This window comes from Dyadobacter luteus (assembly GCF_003383615.1).
GTDB classification, from domain to species: Bacteria; Bacteroidota; Bacteroidia; order Cytophagales; family Spirosomataceae; genus Dyadobacter; species Dyadobacter luteus.
On the sequence record NZ_QNUL01000010.1, the window covers coordinates 118,789 to 144,702 of the forward strand.

The 25,914-nt window shown below is 42.9% G+C and carries 17 protein-coding genes; 15 read left to right on the plus strand and 2 right to left on the minus strand.

Annotation, left to right across the window (positions count from 1 at the left end; all coding sequences use genetic code 11):
• Positions 1-11 precede the first annotated feature (11 nt).
• Positions 12-968, plus strand: coding sequence for a sugar phosphate isomerase/epimerase family protein (locus DSL64_RS14215; RefSeq protein WP_115831575.1), 957 nt, complete (start codon positions 12-14; stop codon positions 966-968).
• 74 nt (positions 969-1,042) lie between these two features.
• On the opposite strand, the gene DSL64_RS14220 is transcribed toward DSL64_RS14215, so the two are convergent.
• The gene (locus tag DSL64_RS14220; protein WP_115831576.1) at positions 1,043-2,209 is read right to left on the minus strand and encodes a LacI family DNA-binding transcriptional regulator; all 1,167 of its coding nucleotides are present in this window, start codon (positions 2,207-2,209) and stop codon (positions 1,043-1,045) included.
• A 333-nt stretch (positions 2,210-2,542) separates the two neighbouring features.
• Between DSL64_RS14220 and DSL64_RS14225 the strand changes: the two genes are divergently transcribed.
• The 9 genes from DSL64_RS14225 to DSL64_RS14265 all read left to right on the plus strand — a co-directional run bounded on the left by DSL64_RS14225 (position 2,543) and on the right by DSL64_RS14265 (position 20,680).
• Positions 2,543-5,566, plus strand: coding sequence for a SusC/RagA family TonB-linked outer membrane protein (locus tag DSL64_RS14225; RefSeq protein WP_115831577.1), 3,024 nt, complete (start codon positions 2,543-2,545; stop codon positions 5,564-5,566).
• Between the two features lie 13 nt (positions 5,567-5,579).
• A complete protein-coding gene (locus tag DSL64_RS14230; protein ID WP_199539396.1) occupies positions 5,580-7,076 on the plus strand; it encodes a RagB/SusD family nutrient uptake outer membrane protein in 1,497 nt (498 codons plus the stop codon).
• Between the two features lie 23 nt (positions 7,077-7,099).
• On the plus strand, positions 7,100-8,236 hold the full coding sequence (locus tag DSL64_RS14235; RefSeq protein ID WP_199539397.1) for a hypothetical protein: 1,137 nt from the start codon (positions 7,100-7,102) through the stop codon (positions 8,234-8,236).
• 236 nt (positions 8,237-8,472) lie between these two features.
• The gene (locus tag DSL64_RS14240) at positions 8,473-10,272 is read left to right on the plus strand and encodes an FAD-dependent oxidoreductase (RefSeq protein ID WP_115831630.1); all 1,800 of its coding nucleotides are present in this window, start codon (positions 8,473-8,475) and stop codon (positions 10,270-10,272) included.
• A 367-nt stretch (positions 10,273-10,639) separates the two neighbouring features.
• The gene (locus DSL64_RS14245) at positions 10,640-11,641 is read left to right on the plus strand and encodes an FAD:protein FMN transferase (protein WP_229217089.1); all 1,002 of its coding nucleotides are present in this window, start codon (positions 10,640-10,642) and stop codon (positions 11,639-11,641) included.
• 33 nt (positions 11,642-11,674) lie between these two features.
• The gene (locus DSL64_RS14250; RefSeq protein WP_115831579.1) at positions 11,675-14,263 is read left to right on the plus strand and encodes a glycerophosphoryl diester phosphodiesterase; all 2,589 of its coding nucleotides are present in this window, start codon (positions 11,675-11,677) and stop codon (positions 14,261-14,263) included.
• A 150-nt stretch (positions 14,264-14,413) separates the two neighbouring features.
• Positions 14,414-16,147: a sodium:solute symporter family protein gene (locus DSL64_RS14255; RefSeq protein ID WP_115831580.1), complete on the plus strand. Its 1,734-nt coding sequence runs from the start codon at positions 14,414-14,416 to the stop codon at positions 16,145-16,147.
• 71 nt (positions 16,148-16,218) lie between these two features.
• Positions 16,219-18,300, plus strand: a complete 2,082-nt coding sequence (locus tag DSL64_RS14260) for a glycoside hydrolase family 2 protein (RefSeq protein WP_115831581.1) — start codon at positions 16,219-16,221, stop codon at positions 18,298-18,300.
• 85 nt (positions 18,301-18,385) lie between these two features.
• The gene (locus DSL64_RS14265) at positions 18,386-20,680 is read left to right on the plus strand and encodes an FAD-dependent oxidoreductase (RefSeq protein ID WP_115831631.1); all 2,295 of its coding nucleotides are present in this window, start codon (positions 18,386-18,388) and stop codon (positions 20,678-20,680) included.
• An 84-nt stretch (positions 20,681-20,764) separates the two neighbouring features.
• Here DSL64_RS14265 and DSL64_RS14270 read toward each other — a convergent pair whose 3' ends face one another.
• Positions 20,765-21,673, minus strand: coding sequence for an Rpn family recombination-promoting nuclease/putative transposase (locus DSL64_RS14270; protein WP_115831582.1), 909 nt, complete (start codon positions 21,671-21,673; stop codon positions 20,765-20,767).
• 136 nt (positions 21,674-21,809) lie between these two features.
• On the opposite strand from DSL64_RS14270, the gene DSL64_RS14275 reads away from it, so the two are divergent.
• From DSL64_RS14275 to DSL64_RS14295, 5 genes are all read left to right on the plus strand, one after another.
• Positions 21,810-22,430 carry a porin family protein gene (locus DSL64_RS14275; protein WP_115831583.1) on the plus strand — a complete coding sequence of 207 codons (621 nt, stop codon included), beginning with the start codon at positions 21,810-21,812 and terminating at the stop codon, positions 22,428-22,430.
• A 141-nt stretch (positions 22,431-22,571) separates the two neighbouring features.
• Positions 22,572-23,735, plus strand: coding sequence for a sulfite exporter TauE/SafE family protein (locus DSL64_RS14280; protein WP_115831584.1), 1,164 nt, complete (start codon positions 22,572-22,574; stop codon positions 23,733-23,735).
• 157 nt (positions 23,736-23,892) lie between these two features.
• Positions 23,893-25,080: a trans-sulfuration enzyme family protein gene (locus DSL64_RS14285; protein WP_115831585.1), complete on the plus strand. Its 1,188-nt coding sequence runs from the start codon at positions 23,893-23,895 to the stop codon at positions 25,078-25,080.
• A gap of 33 nt (positions 25,081-25,113) precedes the next feature.
• The gene (locus DSL64_RS14290) at positions 25,114-25,458 is read left to right on the plus strand and encodes a UPF0175 family protein (protein ID WP_115831586.1); all 345 of its coding nucleotides are present in this window, start codon (positions 25,114-25,116) and stop codon (positions 25,456-25,458) included.
• On the plus strand, positions 25,455-25,910 hold the full coding sequence (locus DSL64_RS14295) for a type II toxin-antitoxin system VapC family toxin (protein WP_158547924.1): 456 nt from the start codon (positions 25,455-25,457) through the stop codon (positions 25,908-25,910). The genes DSL64_RS14290 and DSL64_RS14295 overlap by 4 nt, the downstream gene beginning before the upstream one ends.
• Positions 25,911-25,914 lie beyond the last annotated feature (4 nt).

Below are 25,914 nucleotides of genomic sequence, written 5' to 3' on the forward strand. Positions count from 1 at the left end.
ACCTACCTGACATGACGCCCGGAAATGAGCAAGATTCATCCAGAAGGAACTGGATCAAAAATAGTACGCTGGCAGCTGCAGCGATTCTGGCAGCTCCTCAGATACATGCCAGAGAAACAGCACTAGCGGTGCCAAAGGCAAGGCGTATTCCTATTGCTGTATCAACCTATTCCTATTGGCATTTTCAGGAACAGAAATACCCTATCGAAAAAGTGATTGAGGACGCTGCAAAGCTTGGATTTGACGGAGTGGAAATTCTGCACCGCCAAATGGATAATGAAACCGTCCCCTACCTCAATAAACTGAAACGTCAGGCTTTTGATGCCGGTTTATCCTTGCCGATGCTTTCTATTCATCAGAGCTTTGTACAGCCTAAAGCAGAAGACCGCAAGAAAGACGTGGAACATACCATTCGCTGTATTAATTTGGCGACGCAACTGGGCATTCCATGTATACGGATGAACACAGGTAGCTGGCGTACCAAAAAGCGGGATGCTGCTTATTACAAAGATGGCCAGGAACCACCGATTGAAGGTTTTACTGATAAAGATGCTGTCAAATGGTGCATTGATTCGTACGGAGAATGCCTTGTGGCAGCAGAAAAGGCGGGAGTAATTCTGGCCATTGAAAACCACTGGGGGCTTTCTTCCAATATCGATTATCTTCTTGAAATCTATAAACCGCTGGCCTCTTCGCCTGCGATGGGCATGAACGTGGATACGGGTAATTTTGTAGGAGATCCTTATCCTCAATTTGAACGCCTTGCTCCTTACGCAACCATCGTTCAGGCCAAGACTTATTACGGCGGCGGTCATTATTATGATCTCAATCTGGATTACAAACGGATTGCTTCGATATTGCGTAAAGCCAATTTCAACGGCTACGTGTCTCTGGAAATGGAAGGTAAAGAAGAACCTTCCGTAGCGGTTCCAAAAAGTCTGAAGCTTCTGAGAGAAGTATTGAGCTAAAAATACTTTCGTATTTTAAAACACACAGAGCGTACGGGTTAAAGCGATTCCGTGCGCTCTTGTGCTGTGCGTATCTATCTGTGTCTCAGTGAGGATCCGCGTACAATCAATTCAGTTTTCAGAATACGTTCCTCACCATCGCTGAATTCTTCTTCATCATCAATCATTTGCAAAATCCATCGGGCTGTGGTTTTTCCTATTTCGATAGTCGGCTGTCGTACAGTGGTAAGGCCAGGTCCGATATAGGCCGACTCGGGATTATCGCTAAAACCTACCACGCCCAGTTCGTCTGGTACACGAATTCCTTTTTCCTTCGCCATCAGCATAATTTCAATAGCCGCTGAATCATTGACAGCAAAAATGGCATCCGGACGATTCTCCAGATCAAGCAGATACTTACCATAAATCCTTGCTTTCTGTTGAGACAACATTCCCTGAATTACCAACTCCTCTTCTACCGGCTTTCCGTATTTCTCCATCGCCGCCCGATAGCCCTTCATCCTTTCCCTGCTCACCAGTAAATTAAGCGGTCCGCCCAGGTGTGCAATCCGTTCGTAACCATTTTTGATCAGATGCTCTACAGCCATGAAAGCAGCTTCAAAATCATTCACCACCACTTTCGGTGCATGCACATCGTCACAAACCCTGTTGAACAAAACAAGCGGAATACCTCGTTTTTCAAATACCTGTAAATGTTCAAAACTGTTGGTTTCCTGTGTGAGCGAAATCAGTAACCCATCAATTCGGTTAGCCAGCATCGCTTTGGTATTTGCGACTTCCACAGCAAACGACTCGTTCGACTGCATGATCGTGAGGTTGTATCCTTGCTCCGTAAGTACCTGGTGCGCCCCCATGATCACATTCGGAAAAAACCGGTTATGAAATTCCGGGACAATCATTCCAATCGTGTTCGTCCGGCTCTTTACCAGATTATAGGCAAGCTGATTAGGCTGGTAATCCAGTTGCGCGGCCATATCAAGTATTGCCTGGCGCGTTTCCGGATTGATATCTGCATGTCCATGTAAAGCGCGTGACACGGTAGAGTTCGACACACCTACCGATTTGGCAATGTCGATGATCGTGGTCTGATGCCTCCTGGACTTCTGCCTTTTATGTGGCTCTTCCGTAGAAGCAATCGTGAAAAAGTAATTACAGGCCTTACATACATAGCGCTGCTTGTTGCGTACATATCCCGCTTTCATAATCGTACCCACCTGCGCACACTTCGGACATCCAATCATTGTATTATTCCAATGTTTAAAAATTCACCCAAACATTCATTCTCTAAAACAGTCCCAATTCTACAAATATAAAAATTTCATATTAAAAATAATCATAACCATATATCGGCAACGTATCCGCAAACGTTACCGATACTTTTTGTGCTTATCGGAGATACTTTTGACCTAATTTTTGCTTGACTGGCATAGGTGAGTCATATATCTTCATTGAAAAATCATCATATCCGAGCTCAGTATACATTTGTAATAGTTACCTCACAAGTGAATTCAACGGCAAACAATATGATAATTTTAGTACTATTCTCATAAGACCCTATTAATCATTTATTCTGTATGCTAAAAAAAATACTAGCTCTATGTTTGCTCCTGACAGTCATTCTGTCTGCAACAAACAAAGCAGACGCCCAGAACATTTCCGTGAGCGGAACTGTGTACGATGAAAAAGGAGAAGGTATACCCGGGGCAAGTGTTGCTGTAAAAGGAACACAAAAGGGTACACTTACTTCCGTGGACGGAACCTACACCATTGATGTGACACCAGATGCGGTTCTTGTAATTTCATTTGTCGGTTATCTGAAAGAAGAAGTTCCGGTTCGAAACAAGTCGAAGGTAGATGTAACCTTAAAAGCAGATACCAAAGCACTTGAAGAGGTAGTAGTTGTCGGTTATGGAACACAGCGAAAAGTAGAAACAACCGGCTCCATCGCCTCTGTAAAAGCAGAAGAGCTAACGCAATTACCAATCACAAATGTTGCTCAGGGTCTACAGGCACGTGTATCTGGTGTACAGATCAATCAGAATTCAGGTGCTCCTGGTGGTAACATAAGTGTCCGTATTCGGGGGGTTAATTCTATTAACGGTAGCTCGGAACCACTGTATGTAATAGACGGTATTCAAATTTCCAACGGAGGCGGAATCAACGATGTAAGTCCACTTTCTACCATCAACCCTAATGATATCGAATCAGTTGAAGTCTTAAAAGATGCTTCCGCATCCGCTATTTACGGTGCCAGAGCAGCAAATGGTGTTGTACTCATCACTACCAAACGTGGTAAATCGGGCAAGACAAATGTTTCTCTTGAAACTTACTACGGAGTCCAGAAGGTGGCCAAAACAATGGATGTCCTCAATGCTGCACAATTTGCTCAACTGGAAAATGAGACTTTCAAAGACAATTCATATCCTGACCCAGCCAGCCTTGGAGAAGGTATAAACTGGCAAAAAGAGATTTTCAAAGCTGCACCTATTCAAAACTACCAATTGACAATCAGCGGAGGAAATGAAAAAACGCAGCTATCTATGTCCGCGAACTATTTCAAACAAGACGGAATCATACTCAGTTCAGGTTTTGACCGTGCGTCCTACCGTCTCAATCTTGATCATTACATCAGCTCAAAAATTCGCGTGGGCACAAGCATAACTGGCTCTATTTCTAATAACAAAGGGGTAAATTCTGGAAGTCAGACAATCGGAGACGGAGGAGTTGTAACAGAAAGTATTCTGGGCGCAGCAATCGGGGCACCACCTACACTACAGCCTTACAAAGAGGATGGCAGCATTTATCCATTCGCAGAACAGGGAAATGGCAGGTATCGTGAGGTTACAAATCCTCTTGGATTTACAAGTATTAAAAGAAACAGAAATTTAAAACGGGCCTTGATAAACCTATACGGTGAGTATACCATTGCTCCAGGTCTCACTTATCGGGCTTCATTCAATGCTGATGTTGATTCAAGACTACATGATGACTACTCTCCCATTTCCATTGTGGCGGTCAGAGATCGTAATGACAATTCAGGATCTGGCACGAAATACAACCGTAATTTTCTTAACGTTTTGCATGAAAGTATTTTAACCTACAGCACAAAAATATCGGAACACCATAGTCTGAAGTTCACCGGTGTTTTTGCAACACAATCGGAAAAACTAAACGAAAATTCGATCAGTGCTACAGGGTTTCCAAACGATGCAACACAGAATAATGCTTTAGAAGTCGCACAGAACAGGACTGTTAAATCATACAGAAGCCTTTCAAGGTTAGACTCCTACATGGGGCGTGTCAATTATGGCTTCAAAGACAAATATTTTCTTGATTTAACTGCACGAATAGACGGTTCATCCCCATTTGGAGCCAACCATAAATATGGGTTTTTCCCGGCAGCTTCTGCAGCATGGCGGGTCATTGAAGAGCCTTTCATGAAAAGCCAGAATTTCGTATCAGACCTAAAACTAAGAGGAAGCGTTGGACTAAGTGGAAATGCCGCTTCATTAGGTTCTTACCAATCGCTACCCTTGGTATCTGCCAGCGGCGGATATAATATCGACAACGCCTATCTGACTGCTATAGGACCTACACGGATAGCAAATCCGGATCTAAAATGGGAACAATCGACCCAAACCAATATCGGCTTGGATGCTAGTTTTTTAAACAACAGAATTTCCTTGATTGTAGATTATTACTACAAGAAAACCAACGACCTAATTTATGTAAAGGGTTTGCCACTCTCTTCTGGTTATCCATCTATCACCGGCAACTTTGGCTCTCTAGAAAACAAAGGACTTGAATTTGCGACAAACGCTGTCATTCTCGACGGCTCTTTGAAATGGACTGTAAATGGAAACATTACTTTCAATCGTAACAAAATGTTGAGCCTTGATGGCGGAACCACATTGGAAAGATTTGTTACAAATTACACAATACTCCAGGTAGGCCAGCCCATTGGTATGTTCAAAACCTACGTCTTTGATGGTATTAATCAGACTGGTGAGACAATCACTCCTGGCTACGATGGACGTGTAGGAGGACATAAAGTAAAAGATTTGAACGGAGATGGAACGATAGACTCTCATGACCAAATCATTACGGGCAATCCCAATCCTAAGTTCATTTATGGTTTTTCTACCAACCTCAACTACAAAAGATTTGATCTCGGAGCGTTCTTTTCGGGCACTTATGGTAACGACATCTACAATGCGAGTCGGCTGTCATTTGAAAGTCCATTGGGCCAGCGAAATCAATTCATAGGGATTTTGGATCGATGGACTTCAGAAAATCCAAGTAATCAATACGTGAGTCCCGCTGTAGCAAGTCGTCTTCCTATATCCGATTATGTGGTAGAAAACGGCTCCTATCTGAGACTAAAAAATCTGATGTTAGGATATACCCTCCCCACATTGAAGGGAGTGAATAGGATCAGAATTTATGTAAGCGCCAATAATTTGTTTACAGTCACAAAATACACTGGGTTTGATCCCGAGGTGAACACTTATGCCGGCTCTACCACGCAAATTGGAATTGATAATCTGGTTTATCCTCAATCGAGATCCTTCCTTGGAGGAATTCAAGTAACCTTTTAAGAACATGACGAGCATGAATATTTTCAAAAAGTCGATATATAAAATTGTCCCTGTTATCACGCTTGCCTTAGGAATGGGAGCTTGTGAGTTGGATGAGCAAGTATACTCTTCGATCTTCATAGACAATTTTTACAAAACAGCTTCAGATGCGGAAAAAGGTCTGCTTTCAGTTTATGATGCTATGGGGAAATTATACGGTGGCCCTGCTGCAACAATGGTTCCCGATTACGCTGCGGATCAGGTTTACCCGAGAGGCGTAGTAGGCCGAAATTCTCTGACACTTTTCACTTTTGAACCCACATACACCGTACAGAAAAGTGCGGGCAGGACTAATGAGTCACCACAGGAGCTATGGAGCGCATCCTACGCAGGCATTGAAAGAGCTAACTGGATCATTACAAAGGTTCCAGATGCATCCATGGATGAAACCCGTAAGAAACAAATTATAGGAGAAGCCTATTTCCTGCGTGCGTTCTACCACTGGACTGTAGCAAAAAACTTTGGTAACGCAGTTGTTAAAACATCGCCAAGCTCATCTGAATCTGCTGCTTACACCGGGATTAGTTCTAAAGCTGATGTTTATAAACAAATTTATGCCGATTTAGATCAGGCTACTCAATCGGGTCTCCTATCCTATCCGGCAGTTGCCAAAGGGCGTCCTTCCCGTGAAGCGGTAAGCGCACTCTATGCTAAGGTTGCTCTTTACAATGAAGATTGGACCAAAGCACTGGAAAAAGCTAATGAAGTAATTACCTCAGCTAAATACTCATTATTGCCCAATGTATTGGATGTCTACAGTTATTTGAAAGAGGATGCAGCTAGAGTCGAAAATATCTGGGCGTTCGAAGTTGACCCAATCAATCCTGGCACAGCTCATCAGTTGGTGGGCTTATGTGGCCCTACGGGCAGTAATGGGGTTGAGTACGCCAGAACCTCCTACGGCTCCATGTTTGCTTATATGGCATTTTTCAAGTCTTTCGATCCACAAGATAAAAGGAGGCAGTTAATGGATACCATGTACCTTGGTAAAAATGGTCAATGGGTTCCTCAAAAAAGCATTACTCCCATAACCACAGAAGGAGTGTTAATCAAGAAATATCAAGATCCGGTGTCAACAACAGGATTTATACCCAACATTCCTATCCTACGCTACGCAGATGTAGTCCTTATAGCAGCTGAAGCAGAAGCGCAACTGAACGGAAGCTCTGCAAAAGCTTATGAATACATTAACCTGATCAGAAAAAGAGCCGGATTAAAAGATCTTGCTACAGGACTTTCCAAAACGGCCTTTGTTGACGCGGTGATACAGGAACGCTCCTTCGAGTTTTTTGCGGAAGGCGACCGCTGGTATGATCTCACGAGAACAGGGAAATTCTTAACAGTTATTCCAAAGGCTGTCAATAGCGTTTATCCAAACCGCCCGGTACAAGCGAAACATAAATATTTTCCAATTCCTCAGGATGAGCTTAATGCAAATCCAAGACTGGAGCAAAATCCTGACTGGAAATAATTGAACATTCGACTATTGTACCGATGCTAAAATCCATTATCCTTTTACTACTATCTCACTTACCTCTGCTTGTATTAGCGGAGGTTAAAAGTGATGGTAGAGGAAAAGCGTATAGTGTTGCATCTCAAACTGAGTCGATCCGCCAGTTCACCATTACCGAAAGCGATACTAATTCCTATACTCTGAAACTGGCGCTGGATGATTCCGGAAGACCGAAATATTTCTTCCGGAACATCTTTACGCCGGTATGTTATACCAACGAATGCAAACCTGTTCATGTGGATTTTTACTGGGATCTGTTGGGAAATTATATCCGGTATGAAATGCCGAAGGGCAAAATTCTGACCAAAGTGGATCACGAAGAATTTAAGGAACAAGACTATCAGAAACTTGCTGACATCCTTTCACGCTCCAACTCTATTTTCGCTGACCTCAAAATGGAAGATTTGCTCACGAAAGGTACCGACAGTCTTACCGACAATGTAGATGCAAAAACAGGTGCTACCCTAAAAACCATCAAAAATGATGTGATAGACGGGGCTGTATATACCTGCTTCACGCTTTGGCACATCGCCTACGGCAAACAGGTGATGGATAAAATGAAACAAATCACAGATTCCTACCTGAATGACGAATTGCTTCACGAGTTTCTCAAAAGCAACAATTATCACTATCAGTACAGGGCAATGGAAAGTGTCATTGCTAAAAACGGGAAGGTGAAAAAATCATTCGAAGGTGACATTCAACAGGTGATTGCCGGCAAAAATTTGTTCACTGCCAGAACTGCCCTGCAAAATACGAATGCAGCTTTTTTTGCGGGTGATAGCAGGCAAAATTGGCTTTGGAATACCTATCAATCAGGTTCTTATCCATTGCAAATTGCCATTCTGAAAAAACTCGGAACTATATCTGTCACAGACCATCTCGCCCAAAAGTTGGCTACCAGCATTGCGGGTTCTAACCAGGAACTGTTCCGTTTGAAGCTGGGAATCCTGGCAAAACAAAAGCAGCTATCAAACCAGACTCTGATTGCATTGGCAAAAAACATGGAAATGGACAATGAGGATTTTGCTTCGGAGATATATGAAACATTAGAGCGATTTCAACCTCAGAGTACAGAAGTAAAACAGAGAATAGAGTGGTACAAAAATCAGAGATGATGATGAATTGCAAAAGACGTACGGAATATTCAACCCTTACAGGGTTGCTGAATTTTCGGCCTATCTCATTGGTCCCCGGATTTCACCCGGAGCTATTCGTATTGAAGCCCTATGGGCTTACGGAGATTAGTGGAAAATGGCTATTTCATAGCCAAAGCCGATATGAACGTAAGTGCCAATAAACTTGACTAATTGAATCATATACCAATGAAGTGCTGACTAATCCTGAATACCCTATGAAAATCAAGCTAACTATACTTTTCCTATTCCTGACACTTCGTCTTGCTGCTCAAAACCATGTGTTTGTGGAGACAGAATCTTTTGAAAACAAAGGAGGCTGGGTTATTGATCAACAATCATATGTTGTGATGAACTCCTCCTACATCATGGCGCATGGTATGGGTCGACCTGTGAAGGATGCATCAACTACCGTAAAATTCCCAAAAATCGGGAAGTATAAAGTCTGGATTCGTACAAAAGACTGGGCACCTTTTCCAAAAGGACCAGGCAAATTTCAGGTTTCGGTTGATGGAAATAAAATCAAACAAGTATTCGGAGAAAGTGGCTCCGACGAGTGGAAGTGGTATGATGGCGGAGAAGTGGACATCAAAAAAGAACAGGTGCAGCTGGCACTACATGACCTGACGGGTTTCAATGGTCGCTGTGATGCCGTACTATTCACAGATGCCGCCAAATTCATGCCGCCCAATAAACTGGAAGAACTAACGGCTTTTCGCAGAAAACAACTCCTTCTTACCGAAACACCACGTTCAGCCGGAAGATTTGATATGGTGGTAGTTGGTGGTGGAATTGCCGGCACGTGCGCGGCCATTTCGGCAGCACGAATGGGGCTCAAAGTGGCTCTAATTCAGGATCGTCCTGTGCTGGGCGGTAACAATAGTTCTGAAGTGCGGGTACATCTGATGGGTGATGTGGACAAAAACCATTATCCAAAACTGGGACGCATTGTAAGAGAAATGGATAACGGTGATCCGGGAAACGGAAATCCTGATGCAAAAGAATACGGCGATAAACGCAAAACGGACATCATTAGAGGGGAGCCGAACATTTCTCTTTTCCTGAACACATTTGTATTTAAAGCTGAAAAACAGAATGACATCATCACGGCAGTTGTAGGCAGAGATATAGCCACCAATCAGGAAACTCGTTTTGAAGGTTCATTTTTCTCTGACTGTACAGGTGACGGAACACTTGGTTTCCTTGCCGGAGCAGATTTCAGAATGGGACGTGAAAGTAAAGCCGAAACGGGTGAATCCTATGCATCCGAAAAAGCAGATGATTTCACATTGGGAACTTCCAACCTGTGGGCTTCCCTCCCATCCGATTCTGTAACTTCATTTCCTGCAACTCCATGGGCACTACAATTCTCCGATGAATACCACATCGACCAGACAAAATCGGATTGGGAATGGGAAACTGGTTTTGGCAATTTCAACACCATTACCCAGGCAGAACAAATCCGTGACCATAACCTGAGAGCGATTTATGGCAACTGGTCCTATTTGAAAAACAGTAAAAAGGAAAAGTATAGTAAACAGGAACTCGCCTGGGTGGCATACATCGGTGGAAAACGTGAATCAAGAAGGCTAATTGGTGACCACATCCTCAACCAGATGGATATACAGGAAGGCAAGTTTTACCCTGATGGATCGGTAACCGCAACATGGACGATTGATCTGCACTTCCCGAACGAAAAGAACAGCAAGTATTTTGAAGGACAGGAATTTTTCGCAAGTACCAAACATATCAAGGTCGCTCCATACACCATCCCCTATCGCTGTCTGTATTCAAAGAACATTCAGAATTTATTCATGGCGGGAAGGAATATAAGCACTACGCATGTGGCTTTTGGTAGTACACGTGTGATGCGTACCTGTGGCATGATGGGCGAAGTAGTAGGATTTGCAGCCTCCTTGGCAGCAAAGTACAAAACCACACCAAGAGGGATATATGAACAGCATTTACCGGAACTGGTAGGCATATTAAAAGGGGAAACACTTGCTCCACAGCCATGATTTTGTTGCCACGGATGTTCATGGTTAAGCTTTACAATTGCCACGGATACACAGATTAACACGAATAGAAGAGATCACCATCCGTGTTAATCCGTGCATCCGTGGCAAATGCAAAATGTTACATCCCGACGGGATTTATAAATGTGATCCGGATTACTTTTTCTACCGAAATGACATCGCTACGCGATTAATTACAGTCAATTATCAAAGCCTATAAGTAAAGCATTTAAATGGGTAGACTCAATATTCGAAGCAAATATTTTCAAATGCCAGAGGCATGAAATATCGGTAGACAAACAAACAGACCGAACTATTTGAAATGCCGTCAGGCATGTAATGATAAATTAAGAAACTCAAAAAAACGTCAGTGAATTATTCAAAGTTGATATCGGCGACATTCTTACTTCTTCTTCTCACGGAGAACAGGATCGCTGCGCAACAAATGGTTTCGATCAACGGCACTGCTCAGGGCACAACTTACCACATCAAATATTTCGATGTACAAAACCGGAACCTGAAAACACATATTGATTCTATTCTGACGGAGTTTGATAAAAGTCTGTCCTTGTATCGGGAAGACTCTGAACTGTCGCTATTCAACCGTTCACATGCGATCAGACTCACTACCCCTTATTTCTATCCCGTGCTGGTGAAGTCGAAAGAAGTGTATGAAGCCACGGAAGGAATGTTTGATCCAACTATCCTGCCCCTTACAGAGGCTTATGGATTCGGAGCGAAAAAGACCAATCCCATCTCCGATATAGCAACGGATTCAATATTAAGCCTGATCGGATTCGGGCAAATTCAGTTTGACTCAATCATGGTCAGTAAAAATAAAGAACACGTCCGCCTTGATTTCAATGGTATCGCACAGGGATATTCCGTAGACGTAATCAGCCGATTTTTAGAAGAAAAAAACATCAACCGGTATATGGTTGAAATAGGCGGAGAGATTTTTTGCAAAGGCTCTAAAAATGAAGGTTCACCGTGGATCAGCGGTATAGAAAACCCTTTAAAACCAGGTTCATTAGTAACTAAAGTTACACTTCAAAACCGAGCTATGACCACCGCCGGAAACTATCGCAATCATTTCAAAAAAGACGGTTTAGTCTTCAATCACCTTATCAATCCAAAAACAGGTTCCATGGAGCAAACCTCATTACTCAGCGTAACTGTTTTTGCGCCAGACGCAGTTTCTGCTGATGCTTATGATACAGCATTTTTTGTCATGGGAATCGAAAAGACGAAAGCCTTTCTTAAAACCAGAAAAGATCTGGATGTATTTCTGGTGTATCAGAACGCATCCGGTAAGTTAATTACCTATGCATCAGACGGCATTAAAGACTTTATTCAATCAGTATCCAATTAAATCCGGTTTGCATAAACCAGTATCATTTTCATAATGACGACATTCAGATACATATTATTTCTTTTTCTTCTCACAGGTCAGCACTGCATTATTGCCCAGTCAAAAAAAGCAGGTGAACTCAGCAATGAGCACATTCGCTTACAATGGCAAAAAGCAGCAACCGGCGACTTGAAAATCGCAAATATAGAGATCCGGAAAAATGGCAAATGGATCAGTGCCCTGACTCCATCCGGTGAGTATACACTGTTGTATTCGGAAACAAAACCTTCTGATGAACCCAAGGAAACTTTTGACAAAATCACCGGAGGAAAATTCCCCGAGGAAGCATACCATTATCAGCAGTTGCAATGGAAAGAAAGTACAACCGAAGTGGCTCTCAACACTGGCGGAACGGCTCTGCATTTTTTCCCTGACCAAATTACTGTCAAAGGAAAAGAAATAGAGCTCAGAAAAGATACCGAACTGGCAACCATTGTATCGAACTGGAAACTGGATACCACACACCCAAATGACATTCTGGTTTCTATGAAACTCATTCCCAAGAAAAAGGGATATTACTCGCTGGCAACACCTGCTCTGGCCACGCTACCGGTCGGACAGATGTCATGGGTTTCCGTTCCCGGTTATTTTCAGGGCAATTTTATGCAACCCAACTTTGCACTTTCGTATGCTTACGGGCATGGCATTCCATCCCGCCCTGTGGTATATCGTGAGCGTTGTGCTTCCACATTGAGTCCGTTGGTTAGTTCGAAAAACGGAATTACCTTATCAGTCATTCCTGATCCGGGTTTAGCAAGAGACCCATGGGCAAAAGATAAATACTCGCAAACGGACTGGAATATCGGCTTGTCACACATGAATCGCAAGGCAGAGCTTTCTCCAACATTGTACTATCCTGTATTAGGCGAGAGCGCTTCCGATCTGAATCCAAATCAGGAGATTAACTATTCGTTCCGGTATAGCCTTATTGCGGACGACTGGTTCCGTGCAGTAAATCATGCTGCCTACGATGTATACCAATTTGGAAAAACACTGCCGCTCCGCCAGAGCACGCAGTCGCTTACCAACCGGATCGAAAACATGCATCATTATCTCACCGATCCTAAAACTTCGCTTTGGAATATTGAAGAATATAAAGGCAGACAAATTGGCGCGCAGTCGTACCTGGGCGGTGTGGTAGGCTCCAACAAAGACGCCATGAAAAATGCTGATTACGGCGCTATGTGGATGCTGGCCAATGCGACAAAAGATCCTGAATTGAAAGAAAAAGTGCTTCCCCCAGCGCTCAACTTCAAGCTCGTACAGCAAGACACAGAAGATGGTTTTTTCAAAGGCGCTATTGAAGGTCAATATTATCTTGCGAAAAAGAAAAAGTTCGTGGAAGAATGGGGAGAAGTGGTAGAGCCTATCGCACTCACCTATTATGTGATGCTGGATATTGGCAACATGCTGCTTTTTGAACCGGACAATTCCGAACTGAAAGACAGACTTCGTTTCGGCGCAGAAAAATTACTTTCATGGCAAAAGCCGGATGGCAGTTTTGCCGTTGCGTACGACAGGAAAACCACTGAACAGCTTTTCAAAGATATCAAAGATGTAAGGCCTTCTTTCTATGGATTATTGGTTGCCTACAGGATTCTGAAAGATGAGAAATACCTGAAAGCAGCACAAAAGGGTGCGAATTGGTTGATTAAAAACTCTGTTGAAACAGGAGCATTCCTGGGAGTATGTGGCGATGCACGTTATGCACCCGACTTTGCTACCGGGCAATCGGCACAAGCATTTCTGGATCTTTATGATCTGACCAAAGACCAAAAATACAGGGAAGCAGCCATTACCTGCGCTAAAATCTACACTACCTCAGTATACACACACCCCATCGCAAGTGAACGTATCAAAACTGTGAATGGAACCGAACGACGTGATTGGGAGATAAGCCAGACCGGTCTCAGCTTTGAACATGGAGGTATATTCGGTTCTGCTACGCGCCATGGTCCTATTCAGCTGGCAAGCCATGCAGGCATGTTTCTGCGCATGTATGGTATTACAGGCGAACAGATTTTTGCTGACATGGCGCGTTCTGCAGCGATTGGCAGGGATGCTTTTGTGGACAGTAAAACGAGTGTAGCCTCTTACTACTGGCAGGCGATGAATAAAGGAGCGGGCCCCTACCCGCATCATGCGTGGTGGCAGGTCGGCTGGATCACCGACTACCTGATGTCCGAAATCGAGCTCCGTTCTGCCGGAAAGGTATCATTTCCAAGGGGTTTTGTCACTCCAAAAGTCGGACCACATCAAACCTATGGTTTTGCTCCTGGAGATGTGTATGGCAAAAAAGCGGATCTGGTGATCAGAGAAGGATTCGTAACGGGAAATACACCAGTTGTAGATCCGATTCTGGCAGAAAATACAGAGGGTAATCAGGCCTTCATCATCTTGCTGAACAATCGGGCTCAGCCAAGTGAAGGGAAAATCGCCCTTAATCCTGAAAAATGGGCAGTGGGCAAAAAGATAAAAAGCATTACGACAACTACTTCAAATAAAAAGATTTCTAATGGACAGTCAATTGAATATCAACTACCTGGATTTGGAATGGAAGTGTACACCATGACATTTGAATAGAAGATAAAAATCACGCGAAGAAAAAGAAGCTCAACGCAAAGACCGCAAAAATTAGCTGCCATATCTAGCTTAATTCTGATTTGGGTTGGAAAAACAAGAACCATCAAAACACAAGCCTACAGCCGACTGCTGAAAGCCGATAGCCAATTTATGAATACCACCATTGATACCATCGTTATTGTCGTTTTCTCTGCCTTTGTCCTTGCCATAGGTTTGCTATTTGCAAGAACAGGAAGAAATCTGAAATCCTTTTTTGCAGGAGGCGAAGCCGTTCCCTGGTTCATCGGCGGACTTTCTCTTTTCATGAGCTTTTTTTCCGCCGGGACTTTTGTAGCGTGGGGCTCTATCGCTTACAAGCATGGTTGGGTGGCGATAACGATTCAATGGACGATGTGTATAGGAGCGCTTGTCACCGGACTTTTCCTGGCTCCCTATTGGAAAAGAACCGGCGCGCTTACAGCAGCAGAATTCATCCGGGAACGTCTCGGACTCCCGGTTCAAAAAACTTACATTTTCATTTTTACACTGGTATCCGTTTTCATCAAAGGTTCAGTTTTATATCCTGTAGCGCGGTTGGTCAGTTCATCGCTGGATCTTCCTCTTGTTCCCTGTACAATCGGACTTGGTTTATTCATGATCGCCTACACTGCAGTGGGAGGATTGTGGGCCGTGATGGTAACCGACATACTACAATTTGTGGTTTTATGCGCTGCGGTATTTATCCTTTTACCATTGTCCTTTGAAAAGGTTGGTGGCTGGGAGGGATTTACACAAAATGTCCCTGATGACTTCTTCAATCTCCTCAACGGTGAATACACCATCGGATTCGTCCTCGCATTCATCATCTACCACATTTGTTACATCGGCGGCAACTGGACCATGGTGCAACGTTACACCAGCGTTGACAGCGAAAAGTCCGCCCGAAAAGTAGCATTTCTTTTTGCCGGATTGTATTTGATCAGTCCGGTGATATGGATGTTCCCACCCATGATTTATAAAGCGATCAATCCGGCATTAACAGGTCTTGATACCGAAAATGCATACCTGATGATTTGTAAACTCGTGTTGCCTCCCGGCCTGCTTGGCCTGATGCTGACCGGTATGTATTTCTCTACTTCTGCCAGCGCTAATACCGCCCTGAACGTGGTATCAGCGGTTTTCACCAATGATATATACAAAGGCATGGTGAATCCGGCTGCTTCCGACAAGCAACTTATTCGTGTGGCAAGAGGTTCTTCCTGGTTCTTTGGATTGGGTATGATCGGTATTGCGTTGCTGGTTCCTTTAGCAGGCGGGATCGTAGAAGTAGTGCTTAGTATCTCAGCTATTTCAGGTGGCCCCCTGCTTGCTCCTCCGCTCTGGGCTCTCTTTTCAAAACGACTGACCAGCACAGTCACACTCTGGGTTACCGGTATTGGCCTTTCAGTCAATCTTTTTTTCAAAGTTCTGGCTCCCTGGCTGCTCGATTTCAAGTTATCCCGGGCAATGGAAAACATTGTCGGCGTTGGTCTTCCTTTGCTACTTCTACTCGCCTATGAACTTTGGGCAAGGTCTAGAAACCAAACTGCACAGGAATTTGAAGTATACAAGATTTCCCGCGAACAAAAACGCATAGATAGTCTGATTGAAGCCTCTCCGGAGGAAACCTTCGAAATCAAGCGGCAGAACAGATTTGGCTTACAGGTAATCGCAGGTGCCTTACTATTTACCTCCGTGATTCTTCTCATTCTAAGCACCTTCACCGAATCAGGAGCAATGATTACCGCAGTGATATCCGGAGTCATTTTCGTAGCTGCCTGGATTCCTTACAGTGCTTCGAGAAAGATTCACCTGAGTCCGGTAACCAATCAAACAGAGCAAGTAATTATCAATAAAACCGTCTGAGACTGATCCATGTAACAACTAGCAGTCAAACTCAAATAACTAAACTCACCCGTATTGTTTAACAGTAAATTATGAATTTCAGTAAAAACCGTTGGTGGCTTACACTGGCCATTTGTTTCTGCTTCTTACAAGCTTTCGCTCAATATTCCATCCGGCAACAGGATGCAATTCCACTTCACGGGGAATGGTCATTTGCATTGGATCCGGCTAATATGGGAATTCCCGGAAAATGGTACCTGGAAAAGCCCGCTCAAAACGGCAGGTTCGATAAAGTGACCGTTCCTCATTGTTTTTCAGCCGATAAAAAGTACGAATTCTACACAGGAACAGTTTGGTACAGAAAGTCATTTAACTGGAAACCAGCTTCCGCCAAACGCATAATTCTCCATTTTGACGCAGCTTATTACAAAACAGAAGTATGGCTCAATGAAAAGAAAGTAGGCTCACATGAAGGAGGTTACACACCTTTCAGTTTTGATGTAACAGATTTCTTAAAAGACGGCAATAACCTTCTGGCTGTCTCGGTCAATAACGACACCTGGCAACCCGGGAGCATTCCGGGATCTAAAGATGATAATGAGGTGAATAACCCGTTTATGGGCTGGATGAACTATGGCGGGTTGATTCGCCCCGTTTATCTCACGGTAGAGCCTGAAGTGTATTCTGAAAACATAAAAATTGAAGCGCTCCCTGATCTTGAAAAAGGAACCGCAACACTTAAAACACAGCTTCGGATCCGTAATGCATCTGCCAAAGCTATTTCTCCGAAAACAGGTATTTCTGTCAATTTCGATCAGAAAGAAATTCCTTTAAAATGGAGAACCAAAGCGGCGACAATTCAGTCCGGACAGACTGGAATAATTGAATCAGAAACTTCACTGACAGCAGCTCAGGTGAAACTTTGGAATCTGGATGATCCGAATTTGTATCATTTGAAAGCTTTCGCAAATGGGGACACCATCGCTTCTAATTTTGGAATTCGTAAAGTTGAAATCAAAAATGTACAGCTTCTGCTCAATGGAAAACCTCTGAAACTCGCTGGCGGCAACCGTGTGGTTGATTATCCCAAGCTTGGTTCACTGGAACCAGATTGGCTGATTGAAAAGGATTTCAAACTGATGAAAGAAGCAGGCATGGAATTCCACAGACTTACGCACTACACACCGTCCGAACACTTTTATGACTTGGCGGATAAATATGGAATGCTCATTATCAGCGAGGCGGGGAACTGGCAGCTCACACCCCGGCAGATGGATAGTGACACGATCAGGAAAAATTTCCGCCAGCAGTTCAGAGAAATGGCAGAGCGCGACTGGAACCATCCCAGCATTATTGCATACAGTGTCGGTAACGAGTACATGTCACTTCATGAAGCGGGAAAACGGTGGACGAAAGATATGATTGCGTATGCCCGAGAACTGGACGCAAGCAGACTCTATACTTTCGCTACCATGTTTTTGAACTCTCTTCCTAAAAATCCACAAGACGAAGCAAGCCAATATGTGGATTTCGTATCAACAAATACCTACGGAAACCATGCCAAAGCACTTGACCACATACACGCTTTATATCCTGAAAAACCAATATTAATCAGCGAATGGGGAGTACGTGCGGACAACGGTTCGGACGATCAGCCTGGACTAAGGACCTTTTCAGAACACGATTTTGGACAGGCAGAAGTAAATCAGGCTAAACATGTGTCTGACATAGCTGGTGAAATCAGAAAAAGACCGTACGTAATCGGTGCTTCCTGGTGGACCTACAACGACTACCAAAGCCGCTATCATGGTACAAACCCGAATGGTTATCGTCCATGGGGAATAGTTCGTCCGGACAGGACATTGCGACCTGCTTATTACACCTATCAGAAAGAAATGTCTCCTGTGGTTATTGAAAAGACAAGATATACAACTGGGGATCAGGGTGAACACGAGTTAACATTGAAGGTAACAGCCCGTAGTGATTTCCCTTCCTACGCATTGAGCGGCTATACCTTGCAAACCATGGGAAAGACCATTCGGATTCCTGATCTCAGTCCCGGCGAAAGTAAAGAAATCTCTATCCCTGTAAGAGGTTTTGAGAAAGCGATCACCATTGAAGTATTCAAGCCAACAGGCTTCAAAACGACAGAAGCAACATTTGAACTGAAATAACAATTTATCCCAAGCCATTTGAACGTGATACAAATCATTCGTTGACGCGCATGCTTTGTTAAACCGGATTTATCCCAACAAAGAAATGATACAAGAAACATACACCTATAAAAGAAGTCCGAAAACCATTTCACTTGCAGGCGATCTGGTTATAGTAGGCGGAGGACTCACCGGAACTTGTGCGGCTGTAACAGCGGCGCGGGCAGGAGTAAAAGTGATATTAGTGCAGGACAGGCCAGTACTGGGTGGAAATTGTTCCAGTGAGGTACGCCTGTGGATTCTGGGAGCCACTTCTCACATGGGGAATAACAATCGCTGGGCCAGAGAAGGCGGTGTGATTGATGAAATCATGCTGGAAAATATTCACCGGAACCCTGACGGCAATCCGTTGATATTCGATACTGTTTTACTTGAAAAAGTAGTTGAAGAAAAAAACATCACACTTCTGCTCAACACGGCAGTTTATGATCTTGATAAAAATCCGGAAAACGACGCTGATTCTGACAAAATTACAGCAGTGTATGGATTTTGCAGTCAGAACAGTACGCAATACCATATCTCTGCACCATTGTTTTGTGATGCATCCGGGGATGGCATCGTAGGATTTCTCGCAGGAGCTGCATTCCGCATGGGTGCCGAGTCAGCAGATGAGTTCGGAGAAAAATTTGCTCCGGATAAAGCATATGGTGAATTACTTGGTCATTCTCTGTACTTCTATTCCAAAGACATGGGCAGACCGATCAAGTTTCTGCCCCCTTCGTATGCATTGAAGGACATCAAAGAAATTCCCCGTTACAAAACCTTCAACCCAAAAGATTTCGGTTGCCGCCTTTGGTGGCTTGAATATGGGGGACGGCTGGACACTGTACACGATACAGAAAAGATAAAGTGGGAACTATGGAAAGTGGTGTATGGTGCCTGGAATTATATCAAAAATTCAGGCGAATTTCCCGAAGCTGAGAACATGACATTGGAGTGGGTCGGCACCATACCAGGTAAGCGGGAAAGCCGTCGCTTTGAAGGAGATTACTTGCTTACACAACAAGATATTGTTGAACAAAAAACCTTTGATGATACAGTTGCATTTGGAGGCTGGAGTCTTGATTTGCATCCCGCTGACGGGATTTACAGCGACCAATCGGGATGTAATCAATGGCACAGTAAAGGTGTATACGCCATCCCCTATCGTTGCTATTATAGCAAAAATGTAAGTAACTTATTTATAGCCGGCCGGATTATCAGCGCCACACATGTAGCATTTGCTTCCACGCGCGTTATGGCTACAAGCGCAGTGGGTGGGCAGGCAGTGGCAATTGCAGCGGCACTGTGTAAAAAGCATAATTGTTCACCCACAGAAATAGGTACAAATCACCTTAAAGAATTACAGTTGGCTTTATGGCGCTCAGGGCAATATCTACCGCAGACAGATATTACAGATTCTGAAAATCTGGTACAAAGCGCAGTTGAAATAACAGCCTCATCCACCTTAAAGTTACAAGAGTTACCTGGCTCTGACTTCTGGGCGACAATCAAAGATTCAGTTGCGCAAATGATTCCTGTTACGAAAGGAACAATTCCTTCCGTGACTTTCTCCATTGATGCGATCGAAGAAACAGAACTTACAGTAGAACTACGAAAGAGTAGCAAATCCTTCAATCATACACCTGATGTTATTTTAGATGTCCAAACATTTCAGCTTAAAACAGGAAAGCAAAAAATCACTATCAACTGGTCTGTGGAATTCAACGAAGCATGTTATGCATTTCTATGCTTTATGAAGAATGACAAAATCAGAATTCAGTATAGCGACACAAGAGTTACGGGCATGGTAACCGTTTTCAATGCGACGAATCCTGCTGTATCCAATTATGGAAAGCAAGAACCTACCGAAGATATTGGTGTAGACACGTTCGAATTCTGGTGTCCTCAGCGACGGCCGGAAGGACGGAACATTGCCCTAAAATTCAGCAAACCACTGGATGTCTTCGGTACAGAAAATATTACAAACGGATTCCACAGGCCTATATCGCAACCTAATGCCTGGGTGGCAGATACAACAGACAGAAATCCGCTTTTGACAATTAGCTGGAACCAACCAACTTCTGTTTCAAAAATTGATTTTGTATTCGATTCAGATTATGATCATCCAATGGAAAATGTGATTTATGTACATCCGGAAACGGTTATGCCCTTTTGCGTACAAAATGTGCAGGTACTTAACTGTAACAATGAGGTTGTGGGTTCGATTGCAGACAACCATTTAAGTACCAGAACTATTCATCTTGCTCAACCTGTTACCACCCAACATTTAAAAATCAGATTATCCGGCTCACATGCACATGTACCGGTAGCGCTGATGGAAATACGGTGTTATAAATAAAATAAACGGGATCGCTTCATCACTGCGATCCCGTTTTCCATATCCTCCCGATTAAATTTTCCATATCCTCCCGATTAAAATATGTTAATCGAGATTCGATTGAATATTTTTCACAAACTCTTCTGAGACATTCGCCAAGGACGCAATTTTAGATAAATCGAAATCGGTATTTTTTAAAAGATACATAACAAACTCTGTTTTTCCTTTTGCGATTCCTTCCTCCAAACCCAACTTTCTCCCTTTCTCAACAAAAATATCTAATGTGCTCATAACCTTATCTTTCATTTTTAATGGTACATCTTCCAGAATATCAATGATTTTATTTTCCTGCAGCCCGCTTCGCTCAAAAAGGTAAACAATAAATCCACTTTGCAGATTCCCGGCAATTCCTTCAGATAGTATTAGCAGCCTGACTGCATTTGATTCCAGCCACTTTTTATCAAAGCTATGTTTAAGTGCCAGCATAGAGGCAACCAGGAATTTGTTTTCTAGAAGCGCAATATGCTCATCACTTAGCTCTCCCAAATCATTGTAAATATAATCGAAATGAGGCAGATACCTTTGTAATGATTGATCCAAATTTTCGAACATATCTCCCAGAGCCCGATATTTCCACCTCTTGGTTCCATGATACAGCAGAATGGGGATAATCATAGAAAGCTTCTCCCCATTTGTTATCTGCTTCATAAAAGCGGAGAATATGTAGCCACCAAGCTGAACTGATGTATTCTTATCTACATAACTTTTGTGCTCAATCAACAAGCATATCCTGACTGGCTCACTGGATTCTTTAATCCGGCATGAAAAAACGATATCCGATATCGTTTTCCGGAGCTCCTTTGAAATATAAGAATCTGAGCTCTGTTCTAAGGTCTCAAAATCCAGCAAGTCTCTGACATGGTCAGGTAAAAAGCCTTTAAAGTAATCTCGTGCAATATCCCTATCGGCCATAATTGACCTGATGAAATTATCGTGGGGCGTTATTTTGCTCATGGTGTAGGTTTACTTTCATCAGACGTTCCTTTGATATATTGGTTACCATACCCTCCGGAGCAATGCACTCAGGTTCAGTAAAAAGCTTATCTCTGCATCTTTCCAATTTAGTTCTACCTACTCAAATAATCATGTCATGAAAATAGAATTTAAACTAGTCGCTTTCCTCGTCTTTATCAGTTTTAGTGCTTTGGCGCAAAGTGACAAGCGCTTTCGTATAGGACCTCATGTAGGAATTGGTATGGCTCAGATATCAAAATTAGCGTCAGGTGAAAAGGCTGTATTCAGGCCTAATTTTGGAATTTCAATGGATATCAGAACTGGTCCTCATGTAACTTTCAATACCGGCCTGACACATGTAACATTGGGTGAATCTCAAAATCTAAGCTCCTATCCTTCTGCCAGTAAGTATGTCGATCTGTATCAAACATTAATGATTCCCTTAGGTCTTAAAATACATCCAAAGAGCAACAGATTTTTCGGAATGATTGGGGCACAACCAGGCTTTATCTACAAGAATGATTTCAAAAGTGACAACATTTCAAGCTATCAATCCTACTATAAAAAAGTTGACTTTGGCGCAATAGCAGGCGTTGGCTACAATCTGGGTAATAGTTTATGCCTCGACTTACGCTACTACCACGGCATCACCAACATACATAAATCAAATTCCATGACCCTTCCGATTTACGGTCGGATAGATATTCAAAAAGAGAGTTACCGGATGTTTAACCTGACTGCCTGCTACTACTTTTAATGCAGACACACCAATACAGGGAAGTGTCTGGTATTCTTTGAAAATTCATAATTTGATTTTACTTTTGTGCCCTGAATAGCAAATAGTTATTTTCTATTTTGCTATATTTTTACTCTATAATAATAGTATACTAGATAGACTTTGAAGGAAGCGGCGGAATCTTTACCATCATCTGACACTGGCCAAAATCCAAACTGGCAGTCTCTGAACGTTGCTTATATTTCGAGTGGCGATCCTACAGAAGACCGTCGCCTGGCTGAAATCGCCAGAACCAAAGGGCAAAAAGTTTTCCTTAAAGATTTACCTTCCGAATCAGATCCTATATTTCTACACAATAAAAGCGCATCTGCATCCGAAGCATCACCTAAGGAGCATAAGGTACCGCTTACCTGGGAGACTATTCAACAAAAAGTATGGGCTGCTACACTTCGTAAGCGCTCCGGAACTGAAGTAGCGGTTAATATCTTTTCGGCTGTTTCACTGATGATTGTAGGACATCTGCTGTTTACCTATTTTACGTACGACCGCCTGTCAGTTCTTTGGAATGAATTAGAATTCAACGAAGAATTCTTCTACTATGTCATGGGTGGCTTCGTCGCTCAAATGATTGACGGGGCTCTGGGAATGGCTTATGGCGTAACTGCTGCTACATTCCTGCTTACGCTGGGGGTTCCGCCATCGGCTGTAAGTGCCAGTGTGCATACATCTGAAATTTTCACAAGCGGGGTTTCTGGCTATATGCACCTCAAATTTGGCAATGTTAATAGTAAGCTTTTTAAGAAGATTCTGTTTCCGGGAGTTCTGGGTGCCATTACTGGTGCATACCTCGTTTCATCACTGGAAAAATACATCTATATCATCAAGCCTCTTGTAGCCATATACACGCTGATACTTGGAATTCTTATCATTCAAAAAGCGTTGAAGAAACGTATTGAAAAGCGTCCGATCAAAAAAATAGGATGGCTTGCCATGGCGGGAGGAACACTGGATTCTATCGGCGGCGGTGGATGGGGACCAATTGTCACATCTACATTAATCGCAAGAGGCAGACATCCGAAATATACGATCGGTTCAGTGAATCTGGCTGAATTTTTTGTATCTCTGGCGAGTTCAGTGACTTTTATTACCATTATCGGATTTTCGCATTGGAAAGTCGTCCTTGGGTTGATCCTCGGAGGAATGGTGGCTGCACCAATTGCTGCCACTCTGGCCAGAAGACTACCGATCAAAACCATGATGATTATGGTGGGAACTATTGTAATCATCGTCAGTTTAAGGATCATATACATGGTGTTATTCAGCTGATGGCTTCCGGCGTTTAGCTGTTACCTTATGCCATAGATCACCAAATGCCGAATAAAACAAGAAATGAAATCTTGCGGCATAAACCTTTTGATTAAAATATAAGAAGTATCCATTTCCAAGCTAATAGCTAAACGCTAACAGCTTACAGCCAGTAAACATGAGAAAGCAAACAAAGGCAATACGTACCCAAACTAAAAAGACGCATTATCGGGAACATTCGACTCCTCTTTTTCTGACAAGTAGCTTCACCTTCGAAAGTGCTGAACAGGGAAAAGCTATTTTTGATGAAACTGAAGTTGGCAATCTTTATAGCCGCTTCTCCAATCCAACTGTACAGGAATTTGTAGACAAAGTATGCCTGCTGGAGGATTGTGAAGATGGAATCGCAACTGCTACCGGTATGGCTGCCGTGTTCGCGAGTATGGCTGCTTTGTTAAAATCAGGAGATCATATTCTGGCATGCCGCGCTTTGTTTGGTTCTGCCCATCAGATCATTACGCAGATTATCAGCAAGTGGGGAATTACTTATACTTATCTTGATCATGACGCTACTGAGGCTGAGTGGGACGCTGCAGTACAACTAAATACAAGAATGATTTATCTGGAGACGCCTTCTAATCCTGGTCTGGATTTAGTAGATCTGGAAATGATTGGTAGAGTTTCTAAAAAGCATAACCTTATATTTAACGTCGATAACTGTTTTGCATCACCTGCCTTGCAAAACCCGGCTGATTACGGGGCAGACCTTGTTGTACATTCAGCGACGAAGTATATGGACGGACAAGGTCGCGTATTGGGCGGAGTTGTTGTTGGTAAAAAAGAATATATTAAAGAAGTACGATTCTTCTGTCGTCAGACGGGACCATCTATGTCTCCCTTCAATGCCTGGGTTTTAACCAAAAGTTTGGAAACTCTTAACCTGAGAATGGAAAAACATGCAGCAAATGCCCTGGCATTGGCTACAGCGCTGGATAAGCACCCTAATGTAAAAATGGTTAAATATCCATTCTTGCCTTCTCATCCACAACACGATCTTGCTAAGAAGCAAATGAGTGCGGGCGGCGCTATTGTAACGATTGATCTCGAAGGTGGTTTCCAACGTGTATCCGCGTTTATGGCAGAATTGGAGATTGCATCTTTGTCTTCCAACCTTGGCGATACCAGAACAATCGTAACCAATCCTTACACGACGACACATGCCAAACTGAAGCCTGAAGAGAAAATTGCTTTGGGTATCACAGAAGGTTTAATTCGTATTTCCGTTGGTTTAGAGGATGTTGAAGATCTGATTGAAGATTTCACCAATGCGGTGACGGTCTCGGCCAAAAGTGGTATATTGGAGTAAAAAAATAGTAGTGAAATCCGAAATTGAAAGAAAATGAAAACATTGACGATCAACTTACCGGAAGAATTTGAAAGGAAAGAAGTATTGCTTTCTATCGCGGGGCAACTTTATCAGCAAGGGGCTCTCTCTGCAAGACAGGCAACCGACCTCGCAGGAGTTACTATGAATGAGCTGATCTATAGCACATTGAGTGAAGATGACCCTCTGAAAGAGTATATTAAACCTGTTGATCAGAATAGATCAGTTGAGGATATGATTGAAGCGCAGATTAAAAAACAAGGTTATAAAGGTTTTGATAAAGAGCGGTTTGATAAATTCGTGAAAGATCTTGATATAAAGGAACCGTTTGAATTACTGATTTCACAGCTAACAAAGTGAATTACTTCCTGGATACAAATGTTCTGATTGCTTACATCCGTCAAGAGTCGGTTATTCATTCAATTCAGAGGAAGTATAATTTGGAAGGTTTTGGAAATAGGATGTATACATCCTCTGTTTGCATTGGAGAATTGAAGTCTATCGGAATTCAAAACAACTGGGGAGAAAAGAAGATTGCAGCGATTGAAGGCATCAAGGAATTTGTTGTTGTTCTGGAAAATCTCGACTCCAAAGTTGTAGATCGTTACGCAGAAATAGATGCTTTCAGCCAAGGCAGATTACCTGAGAAGCCGTTGAACGAATCGGCACGAAATATGGGTAAAAATGATTTATGGATTGCAGCTACAGCCAGTATTCTGGATGCAATTCTAATCACAACAGATAATGATTTTCAACATTTGCATCCCTTATTTTTACAGGTTGCACATTTTGAATTAAAATCAAATATTTAAGAAG